We start from the raw sequence: 9,669 nt of genomic DNA on the forward strand, positions 1-9,669 counted from the left end.
CCGCCTTTCCTGGTCAGTTCGGGTGGAGTCCGGGGAAGGTCAGGCCGGCGCGCTCCGGCCAGCCGTACCGGACGTTCATGCACTGCACGGCGTTGCCCGCGCCGCCCTTGACGAGGTTGTCCAGGGCGGCGACCAGGACCAGGGCCCGCTCGTCGCCGTCGGTGGCGAAGCCGACGTCGCAGAAGTTCGACCCGCTGAGGATCTTGGGTTCTGGCAGCCGGTACAGCCCGCGCTTCTGCGCCACCACGCGCACGAACGGCTCGGCCGCGTAGGCGGCGCGGTAGGCCGCGCGCACGGCCCGCTCGTCGGCGCCCGGCGCGAGCCGCGCCCGGCACAGCACCTGGATGCCGCGCACCGCTTCGACGCCGGTGGCGCTCATCCGCACCGACAGGCCGGTCTCCTGGCCGATCTCGGCCTCGTGCCGGTGCCGGGTCGGCGCGAACACCCGCATCGCGCCGCTGCGCTCGGCGTGCAGGTTCTCCGGCCCCGCCGTGGCGCCGGACCCGCTGGAGCCGGTGCGCGCGTCGATCGTCACCTCCGGCTCGATCAGCCCGGCGGCGGCGGCCGGGCGCAGGGCGAGGATCCCCGCGGTGGCCATGCAGCCGGGCACGGCGACCCTGTCGGCGGAGCGCAGCCGGTCGCGGTGCAGCTCGGGCAGTCCGAGGACGAACTCCGGCAGCAGGTCCACGGCCTCGTGCGGCAGGCCGTAGTAGCGGCGGAAGACCTCGGGGTCGCGCAGCCGGAAGTCGGCCGACAGGTCGAAGATCGTCGGGGCGATCTTCGCGTAGCCGGCCATCCGGCCCATGGTCTCGGTGTGCGGGGTCGCCAGGAACAGCGCGTCGTACTCCCGCAGGTCGCCGGGGTCCACGAAGGTGAGGTCGGTGAGGCCGCGCAGGTTCGGGTGCGCGCCGTCCACCCGGCGCCCGGCCAGCCGGGTCGAGGTGACCGCCGCCACCTCGGCCTCGGGGTGGCCGAGCAGCAGCCGCAGCAGCTCGCCGCCGATGTACCCCGACCCTCCGACGATCGCTACCCGCGCCACGTGTGCACCCCGTTCAGCACGTGGTCCACGATCCGGTCCGCCACGTTCACCCGGTCTCCCATCGCGTGCTGGAACCCGGAGAACTCGACGATGTCGTTGACCTCCAGGACCAGCAGCCTGCCGTCCTCGTCCTCGACCAGGTCCACGCCCGCGACGTCGGCCTCGGTGGCCCGGGCCGCCGCGTACACGAGCTTGGCCAGGTCGTCGGTCACCTCGCACGGCTCGGTGACCGCGCCGCGCGCCACGTTCGTGCGCCATTCCTCGCTGCGCCGGTAGACCGCGCCCAGCACCTCGCCGCCGACGACCAGGGCCCGGATGTCGCGGCCCGGCTTGTCCACGTACTCCTGGACGTACACGACGTGCGACTGCGGCGAGGGGAGGGCGGCGATGTACTCCAGCACCGTCTCGGCGACCCGCCGGTCCGGCACGTAGGTCACCAGCCGCCCCCACGAGCCCACCAGCGGCTTCAGCACCGCCGGGTAGCCGATCTCCTCGATCGCCGGCAGCGCCGCCGTCGGGGTGAGGGCCAGCGCGGTCCGCGGGGCGGGCAGCCCGGCGGACCGCAGCGCCATCGAGGTGCGCCACTTGTCGCCGCACACCTCGGTGGCGCGGGCGCTGTTCACGACGAGCGTGCCGAGCGCCTCCAGGCTGTGCGCCGCGTACGCCGCCCGGACGTGGCCGATCTCCCGGTTCAGCGCGCGGTCCCACGGCAGCGGCGCGAGGTCCGCCGAGCTCCACAGCGTCCTGCTGTCCACGTGGACGTAGGGCGCGGCCCGGCGGTCGAGCGCGTCGAAGATCCGTTTCTCGTCGGCGCGGATCCGGGAGGCGACCACGGCGAGAGTGCCAGGAGAGGTCACTCGCCCCAGTCCTCTTCCACTTCGGGCGCGAGCCCGACGAGCGTCGGCTCCAGGGAGAGCACTTCCAGCTCGGCGTGGCAGTCACCGCATTCCAGGATCTCGTTGAGGCGGGGCGCGTCGGGCAGGTCGACCGTGGCCTCGCACTCGGGGCAGGCGATCATAGGGTTCTCCTCTTGTCTCGTCGTGGACTCAGGGCAGGTCTGTGGCGGTCAGCCGCGCGCGCACCCGGGCCGCGACGCCGGCGGGGGTGATGCCGTGCTCGGCGACGATGTGCTCCTGGCCGCCGACGGTGTCGACGAACCGGTCGGGCATGGCGATGCGCAGCAGCGGGCGCGGGGCGCGCTCGGCGAGCTCCTCGGCCACCGCGGACCCGAGCCCGCCGGCCGGCCAGTGCTCCTCGACCGTGACCACCAGGCGGGCGTGCCCGGTGGCGGCCACGAGCGTCTCGGCGTCGAACGGCTTGAGCGTGTGGGCGTGCAGCACGCCCGCGTCCAGGCCGTCCTCGGCGAGGGCCTCGGCCGCGCCGAGCGCGGCGAGCACCGGCAGCGGGCCCGCGGCGACCAGCACGATCTCTTCGCCCGCGCGCAGCCGCTGGATCGTCCCGAGCACCGGGGGAGGCGTGCCGTCCGGCAGGGACGGGGTGGGCTTGCGGCCGAGCCGCACGTACGCCGGGCCCGGCAGCTCGGCGACCTGGGCGAGCAGCGCGACGGTCGAGTCGGCGTCGGCGGGGACCACCACGGTCATGTTCGGCAGCGTCCGCATCACGGCCACGTCCTCCAGGGCGTGGTGGGTCGGGCCGAGGTGGCCCGCCGATACCCCGGCGTGGGTGGCCATGACGCGGACGGGCAGCGCGTTGTAGGCGATGTCGATCTTGACGGCCTCCAGGGCGCGTGCGCCCGCGAACGCGGCCATCGTGTTGACGTACGGACGCCACCCGGAGGCGGCCATGCCCGCCGCGACGCCCATGAGGGTGTGCTCGGCGATGCCCAGGTTGAGGTAGCGGGCCGCGGCGTCGCCGAAGTCCACGCCGGAGAACAGCCCGGTGTCGGTGTCCAGGCACACGGCGGCGGGGTCGAGGGCCATCCGCGCGACCAGCGCGTCCCGGTACGCCGTCCGGGTCGCCGTGGCGCTCACCGGTCACCCGCCTGGAGCGCGCGCGCCAGACGGGCGTGCATCCGGTCGGACAGCGTCGCGTAGTGGCTGTTCGGCTTGCCCGCCACCATCGCCAGACCCTGCCCCTTGACCGTGCGGGCGACCAGCGCGCTCGGGCGGCCTGGCTCCCACGGCGCCGAGGCCAGCGCCTCGCGCAGCGCCTCGTGGTCGTGCCCGTCCACCTCCCTGACCGCCCAGTTGAAGGCGCGCCAGCGGTCGGCCAGCGGCTCCAGCGGGGCGATCTGCTCGGTGTGGCCGGTGAGCTGCAGGCCGTTCCTGTCGATCACGGCCACGAGGTTGTCGGCGCGCTGGGCGGCGGCGGCGATGGCCGCCTCCCAGCAGGAGCCCTCCTGCAGTTCACCGTCGCCCATCAGCACGAACGACCGGTTCGCGCGCCCGGCCAGCCGGGCCGACAGCGCGAAGCCGAGGCCGAGGGCCAGGCCGTGCCCGAGCGAGCCGGTGGGCATCTCCACGCCGGGCACCGCGCGCACCGGGTGGCCCATCAGGCGGCTGCCCGGCCTGGCGTAGGTGGCCAGCTCCTCGACGGGGAAGTAGCCGCGCTCGGCGAGCGTGGCGTACAGGCCGATCGCGCCGTGGCCCTTGCTGAGCAGGAACACGTCCCTGCCGGGGTCGGCGGGCGCGCCGGGGTCGACGTTCATGACGGAGAAGTACAGGACGGCGAGGATGTCGGCGCTGGACAGCGAGCCGCCGAGGTGCCCGCCCTCCGGCCCCGCGCACATGTCGACGATGTGGCGGCGGATCCGGAGCGCGGTCTCCTGCAGGCTCTCCGCGCCCACGAGGGCGGTCACCGGGCCGACTTCGCGATCGCGGCCACCATGTCCAGGTTCTCCCAGACCTTCTCGAACCCGTCGGCGTACCGCTGCAACGCGGGCCCGGCGCCGGGGTTGAGGTGGCGCTTCTGCAGGGTCAGCGAGTCGGCGATCACCTGCGTCGCCACCGGGTGCCCGGCGTCCGGCGGCGGCTCGGCGGCCGTCCACGGGTAGCCGGAGCCGTAGCCGGCCCGGTCGGTGAAGACCTTCTGCTCGGGGAGCGGCATGAGCTGGTACCGCGACACCGGCACCCCCTCGGCGCGCAGCAACCGGTGCAGCGCCGCGCGGAACGCCTCCGGGCGCACGCCGTCCAGGCCCGCGGCGGCCGGGTCGAGGCGGAAGCGCAGGATGTGCCAGGCGTGCGTGACGTCCCCGACGCGGGTGGGCACGACGAGGCCCGGCAGCCCGGCGAGCCGGTCCAGCAGCGCGGTCACGTTCGCGCGGCGCGCGTCGTCGTAGGCGTCGAAGCGTTCGAGCTGCGACAGGGTGAACGCCGCCTGCACGGCGCTCAGCTTGTGGTTCCAGCCGAGCAGGTAGGAGATGTAGTCGCGGTCCCTGCCCGCCTCGATGACCTCGCCGAACTGGCGGGTCATGCGCGCGGTCGCGGCGACCTTGTCGTCCTGGAGGGTGACGAGGCCGCCCTCCCCGCACGTCGGCAGGTTCTTGGTCACCTGGAGGCTGAACGCGGCGGCGTCGCCGAGCGAGCCGACGGGACGGCCGTTGTAGGACGCGCCGTGCGCCTGCGCGGCGTCCTCCACCACGACCAGGCCGTGCCGGCGGGCGATCGCGGTGAGCGCGTCCATGTCGGCGGGGTGGCCGTGCAGGTGCACCGGCATGATCGCGGCGGTGCGCGGGGTGACCAGCGCCTCGACCGCCGCCGGGTCCATGCAGAACGTCACGGGGTCCACGTCGGCGAAGACGGGGACCGCCATCTGGTGCACGGGGGCGAGCCCGCTGGCGATGAAGCTCAGCGACGGCACGATCACCTCGTCGCCCGGGCCGACGCCGAGCGCGGCCAGCGCGAGCTGGAGCGCGGTGGTGCCGTTGGAGGTGCCGACGCAGTGCGCCGCGCCGGTCCGTTCGGCCCAGCGCCGCTCCAGCACCGACACCGCCGTCTCGCCGTCGGTGTCCGACACCAGCGCCGCCCCGTCCAGCACGCCGAGCACGGCGGCCCGGTCCTCCTCGGTGATCACCGGCCAGGGCGGGTTGCGCAGGTCCTTGGGCACGGCGGGGCGGCCGCCGAACGCGGCCAGCCGCCGGTCCCGCCCGGTCGCCTCCGCGCCGGTCATGGTCTCTGGGGTGGTCAAGGTGTCCCCTCCTCGAAGGCGGTCACGGTAAGGAGGCCGCGCCGGAGCCTGCCGCCTCGCGCAGTCCCGCGACGGCGGTCTCGTAGGCGGCGACGAGGCGCCTCCCATGCCGGGCCAGGTCGCGCGCAGCCGCGACGGGGGCGCGCCTGCCGTGCGCGGCGGTGATCCGCACGCCGGTCCAGGCGTGCGCGACGTCCTCCACCAGGCGGCCCGCCTCGCGCAGCACGGGCTCCTTCCAGCGCGTCCCGCAGGAGCGCAGGAACTCCGCGTGCAGCGCGGCCTGGGCCTGCATGCCCCAGCCGAACGGGTACGCCTCCTCCAGCGCGTGGGCGTCGCCGCCGGCGGCCCGCTCGACCAGGCCGCCGACGAAGGCGCGCACCCCGGCCAGGCCGCCCCACCCGGCCTCGTCGCGCGCCGCCTCGAACCCGGCGATGTTGGCCGCGAGCACCCGGCCGACGAAGGCGGGGTCGGTCTCGGGGACGTCCGCGACGCTCACGGTCAGGTAGCGCCCGCCGATGGCGGAGTCGCTGAAGAAGGCGTCCTGCACGTCCTTGGGGTTGGCCGAGGTCCAGGCGTCCAGCAGGGCGGGCACCGGGATCGGGCCCGCGTGCGCGGGCGGCATCGCGTCGCCGACGTACGCCCGCTCCTCGTCCAGGCCGTACACGGTGATCAGGTGGGCGGCGTGGACGTCCCGGTAGGCGGGGCGGAACGGCAGGTGGAAGTTGTCGACCGCGATGATCGGCCACCGGCCGTCCGCGAGCGCGCGCCGCAGGTCCTCCAGCGGGTCGGCGGGGTCGGCGGGGCGGTGCCAGCGGGTGGTGAGGCCGTGGTGCGGGGCCAGGCTGCGGCCGAGGTCGCCGGGGTGGCGGCAGGGGTAGTAGAACTCCTCCGAGGTGACGTCGCCCGGCTTGAACAGGAACTCCCAGTGCGCGCCGAGCACGTCCAGCGGCTCGTGCCCCTCGCGCAGCAGCGCGGTGGCCAGCGTCGACTGCAGGCAGCTGATGAGGTCGCGGTACCAGAGGACCGGCGTCGTCGCGGTCATGCCGGGTCCCCGGCGGGCTCGCCGGCCGCCTGCAGCGTGAGCGCGAACACGTGGACGGCGATGTTGCGCGGCAGGCGCAGCCCGGTCAGCGGCGCGCGCCGGGTCACCGGCACCCGCTGGCTCCACATCAGCGCCTCCACCCGGGGCTGCGTGTGGTGCGGGTAGTGCATGACCGGGGTCTCGTACGCCTTCTCCTCGCCGAACGCCGCGTGCGCCTGGGCCCAGAAGTCCGAGACCCGCAGCGACTCGAAGTCCACCTCGCCGCCGGAGAAGTGCAGGGCCACGGTGTCCTCGGTGCGGCGCTCGGCGGCGGTCAGCAGGTGGATCCAGTCGTAGCGGCCCTCCGGAAGTTCCACATATTGGCCCGCGCACCTGACGTTGTCCCCCGCGGCGGAGGGACCGCCGAAACGGAATGGCACGCCCGCCACCTCCACCCGCGCGCCGCGCGGCGGCAGGTATTCGGCGGGAAAGGAATTACGCCACACGTTGAAACCACCCGACCCGCGGTCGTCCGCGGCCGAGATCCCGCGATTGTTCCAATGCGCGGCCAGGTCGACGGGCAGCAGTGTCGTCCTGGTCACGACGGATAACGGCGGGCTCCCGGTTTTCATCTCTGAATCGACGTCCACGTGACCTCCGTCAGCGATTCAAGCGCGCGGAGATAAAACTCTCCACTCGCCGTGAATCTACAAGTCGGGCGCCGCTCCCCACATCCACGGGACCGGGATCCCCGCCGACGAGGCCCGTTGATGCCGTGCGCCGCCGATGGCACGCCGCGATGAGATTCCACGGCCCGGATAAACGCCGTGATGACAACGCGGTCCCCGCGGGTCGTCACGCGTCACGCGCGGCCACCCGCGCCGCCTCGACGAGCGCGATCGCCAGCCGCTCCACCGTCGGCTCGGCGTACACCACGCGCATCGGCAGGTCGATGCCGAAGCTCCTGCGCAGCCGCGCGGTGAGCCGGGCGGCGAGCAGGGAGTGCCCGCCGAGGTCGAAGAAGCTGTTCTTGATGCCGATCGGGCCGCTGCGCCCCAGCACCTGGCCGAACAGGTCGGCGAGCAGCTTCTCCACGTCGTCCCTGGGCGCGACGAACTCCTCCGCGGCGGCGCCCTGTCCGGCGGGCTTGGGCAGCGCGCCGCGGTCCACCTTGCCGTTGGAGGACAGCGGGAGCTCCTCCAGCGCCACGTACGTCGCCGGCAGCATGTACTCGGGCAGCCGCTCGGCCAGCGCCGCGCGCAGCCGCGCGGGGGGCTCGGGCTCGCCCCGGTGCACCAGGTACGCCACCAGCGCGGGCTCGCCCCTGTCGTCCTCGCCGAGCACCACCACGGCCTGGGCGACGCCGGACAGGTCCAGCAGGGCCGCCTCCACCTCGCCGAGCTCGATCCTGGACCCGTTCACCTTGACCTGGTGGTCCAGGCGGCCGAGGTACTCGATCACGCCGTCGTCGCGCCAGCGCGCCAGGTCGCCGGTCGCGTACAGGCGCGCGGCGGGGTCGGCGGGGTCGGGCTTGAACCGCTCGGCGGTCAGCTCGGGCCGGTTCAGGTAGCCGCGGGCGAGCTGAACCCCGCCGAGGTGCAGCTCACCGGCCATGCCGACGGGCATCCGGTTGCCGCGGGCGTCCAGCACGTGCACGGTCGTGTTCGCGATCGGGGCGCCGATCGGCACGATCGCGTCCTGCGGGCCGCAGGCCCAGCGGGTGACGTCGATCGCCGCCTCGGTCGGCCCGTACAGGTTGTCCAGGCCCGCGGTGAGCCCGGAGGCGAAGAACCTGCGGGTCAGCTCGACGGGAAGCGCCTCGCCGCTGCACACCACCTGGCGGATCGCGCCGCACCGGGACAGGTCCGCGTACTCCAGGAACAGCGCCAGCATGGGCGGCACGAAGTGCAGGAACGTCACGCCCTCCGCCTCGGCCTGCTCGGCCAGGTACTCCATGTCCTTGTGCCCGTCCGGCTTGATCACCGCCAGCCGGGCGCCGGTCATGAGCGGCCAGAAGAACTCCCACACCGACACGTCGAACCCGAAGGGCGTCTTCTGCATCACCACGTCGGACGGGCCGAGCCGGTAGGTCTCCTGCATCCACAGCAGCCGGTTGAGCAGGCCCGCGTGGGTGTTCATCACGCCCTTGGGCGTGCCGGTCGAACCGGAGGTGTAGATGACGTACGCCAGGTCGTCCAGGCCCGGGACCTCGGCCGGGGCCTCGTCCGGCAGCGCGTCCAAGCCCTCGCCGGGGTCGTCCAGGCGCACCGCGGGCACGCCCGGCACGGTCAGCCGCCCGGCCAGGGACAGCCGCGTGAGCAGGGCCACGGCCCCGGCGTCCTCGGCCATGTAGGCGAGCCGCGCCCGCGGGTACTGCGGGTCGAGCGGCAGGTACGCCGCGCCCGCCTTCAGCGTGGCCAGCAGGGCGACCACCAGCTCGACCGAGCGCTCCAGGTGCACCGCGACCACGCGGTCGGGGCCCGCGCCGAGCGCGCGCAGGCGGTGGGCGAGCCGGTTGGCCCGCCGGTCCAGCTCCCCGTAGGTCACCGACGCGCCGGCGAACCTGACCGCGACCGCCTCCGGCGTCTCGCGGGCGCGCAGGCCGATCAGCTCGGGCACGGTGTGCGCGGTCGGGTAGTCGGTCGCGGTGGCGTTCCAGGCCGCGATCCGCTCCTCCTCGGCCGGGGTGAGCAGCGGGAGCCGGGACAGTGGCAGGTCGGGCTTGTCCGCGGCGGCCCTGAGCAGCGTCGTCAGGTGCCCGGCCAGCCGGCGCGCGGTGCTCGCGTGGTGGAGCGCGCCGTCGTAGCCGGCCAGCACGCGCGGTGCGGCGCCGTCCGTCTCCAGCGTGATCGCCAGCGCGTCGGCCGTGAAGGCCGCCTTCCCGTGGACGGGCCCGACCCGGCCGAGCAGGTCGGCGAAGCCCGGGTCGCCGGACACGTCCACCCGGACGGCGCCGGACCCCGCGACCTCCACGGGGACGGCGTCGCGCCCGGTGTAGCGGTGCAGGACCGCGGCGAACCCCGCCAGCGCGACCGTCTCGGCGCTCGTCGCGCCGCGGCGGGCGAGCTCGCGCACCGCCTCGGCGTCCCCGTCGTCGAGGACCAGCTCGACCGCGTCGTCCACGACCGGCCCTCCGGCCCGCCTGGGCAGGTCCGTCCACAACTGGAAGTGATCGGTGTCTGGCATGACTGGTGACCTTCCCCCGCGCGGCCATCGGTGAGCGGTGTCGCGAACGCGTCCGACGTGCTTTCGGAACCGTCACCGTACGCCATGGGCACGGCGGCCGGAATACGTGATCCATTGGTATCGACGCAGCCTTGTTCCGCCTCTCACCGGGTGCCGTTGCAAGTTTCTTGGCCCGCCCCGATGTTCGGTTAAGCGCACCGTTTCTTTCAACTTCACGCGCTCACGGATGCCGGTTCTCGTAATGGATCCCTACTGTGGAACGCGGAACCCTGGAAAA

9 protein-coding genes are annotated in these 9,669 nt (G+C 74.2%); all 9 read right to left on the reverse strand.

The window, feature by feature from the left end:
- Positions 1–13: 13 nt before the first annotated feature.
- The 9 genes from argC to BJ982_RS14925 all read right to left on the reverse strand — a co-directional run bounded on the left by argC (position 14) and on the right by BJ982_RS14925 (position 9,392).
- Positions 14–1,039, reverse strand: a complete 1,026-nt coding sequence (gene argC / locus BJ982_RS14885) for an N-acetyl-gamma-glutamyl-phosphate reductase (protein ID WP_184880516.1) — start codon at positions 1,037–1,039, stop codon at positions 14–16.
- On the reverse strand, positions 1,027–1,896 hold the full coding sequence (gene lysX, locus BJ982_RS14890) for a lysine biosynthesis protein LysX (protein WP_184880518.1): 870 nt from the start codon (positions 1,894–1,896) through the stop codon (positions 1,027–1,029). The genes argC and lysX overlap by 13 nt, the downstream gene beginning before the upstream one ends.
- Positions 1,893–2,057, reverse strand: coding sequence for a lysine biosynthesis protein LysW (gene lysW, locus BJ982_RS14895; protein ID WP_184880520.1), 165 nt, complete (start codon positions 2,055–2,057; stop codon positions 1,893–1,895). Before lysW ends, lysX begins: the two co-directional genes overlap by 4 nt.
- A 28-nt stretch (positions 2,058–2,085) precedes the next feature.
- Entirely contained in the window at positions 2,086–3,030 is a 945-nt protein-coding gene (locus tag BJ982_RS40410; protein WP_203959138.1) for a transketolase family protein, read from the reverse strand.
- Positions 3,027–3,857: a transketolase gene (locus BJ982_RS14905; protein WP_239123047.1), complete on the reverse strand. Its 831-nt coding sequence runs from the start codon at positions 3,855–3,857 to the stop codon at positions 3,027–3,029. The genes BJ982_RS40410 and BJ982_RS14905 overlap by 4 nt, the downstream gene beginning before the upstream one ends.
- Complete coding sequence (locus tag BJ982_RS14910; RefSeq protein ID WP_203959139.1) at positions 3,854–5,185, reverse strand: DegT/DnrJ/EryC1/StrS family aminotransferase; 1,332 nt, start codon at positions 5,183–5,185, stop codon at positions 3,854–3,856. The genes BJ982_RS14905 and BJ982_RS14910 overlap by 4 nt, the downstream gene beginning before the upstream one ends.
- Positions 5,186–5,207: 22 nt before the next feature.
- On the reverse strand, positions 5,208–6,227 hold the full coding sequence (locus BJ982_RS14915; RefSeq protein WP_184880522.1) for a BtrH N-terminal domain-containing protein: 1,020 nt from the start codon (positions 6,225–6,227) through the stop codon (positions 5,208–5,210).
- Positions 6,224–6,808, reverse strand: coding sequence for a beta-sandwich domain-containing protein (locus BJ982_RS14920; protein WP_203959140.1), 585 nt, complete (start codon positions 6,806–6,808; stop codon positions 6,224–6,226). Before BJ982_RS14920 ends, BJ982_RS14915 begins: the two co-directional genes overlap by 4 nt.
- A 253-nt stretch (positions 6,809–7,061) precedes the next feature.
- Positions 7,062–9,392: a non-ribosomal peptide synthetase gene (locus BJ982_RS14925; RefSeq protein ID WP_184880524.1), complete on the reverse strand. Its 2,331-nt coding sequence runs from the start codon at positions 9,390–9,392 to the stop codon at positions 7,062–7,064.
- Positions 9,393–9,669: the final 277 nt, after the last annotated feature.

It is taken from the genome of Sphaerisporangium siamense (assembly GCF_014205275.1).
GTDB classification, from domain to species: Bacteria; Actinomycetota; Actinomycetes; order Streptosporangiales; family Streptosporangiaceae; genus Sphaerisporangium; species Sphaerisporangium siamense.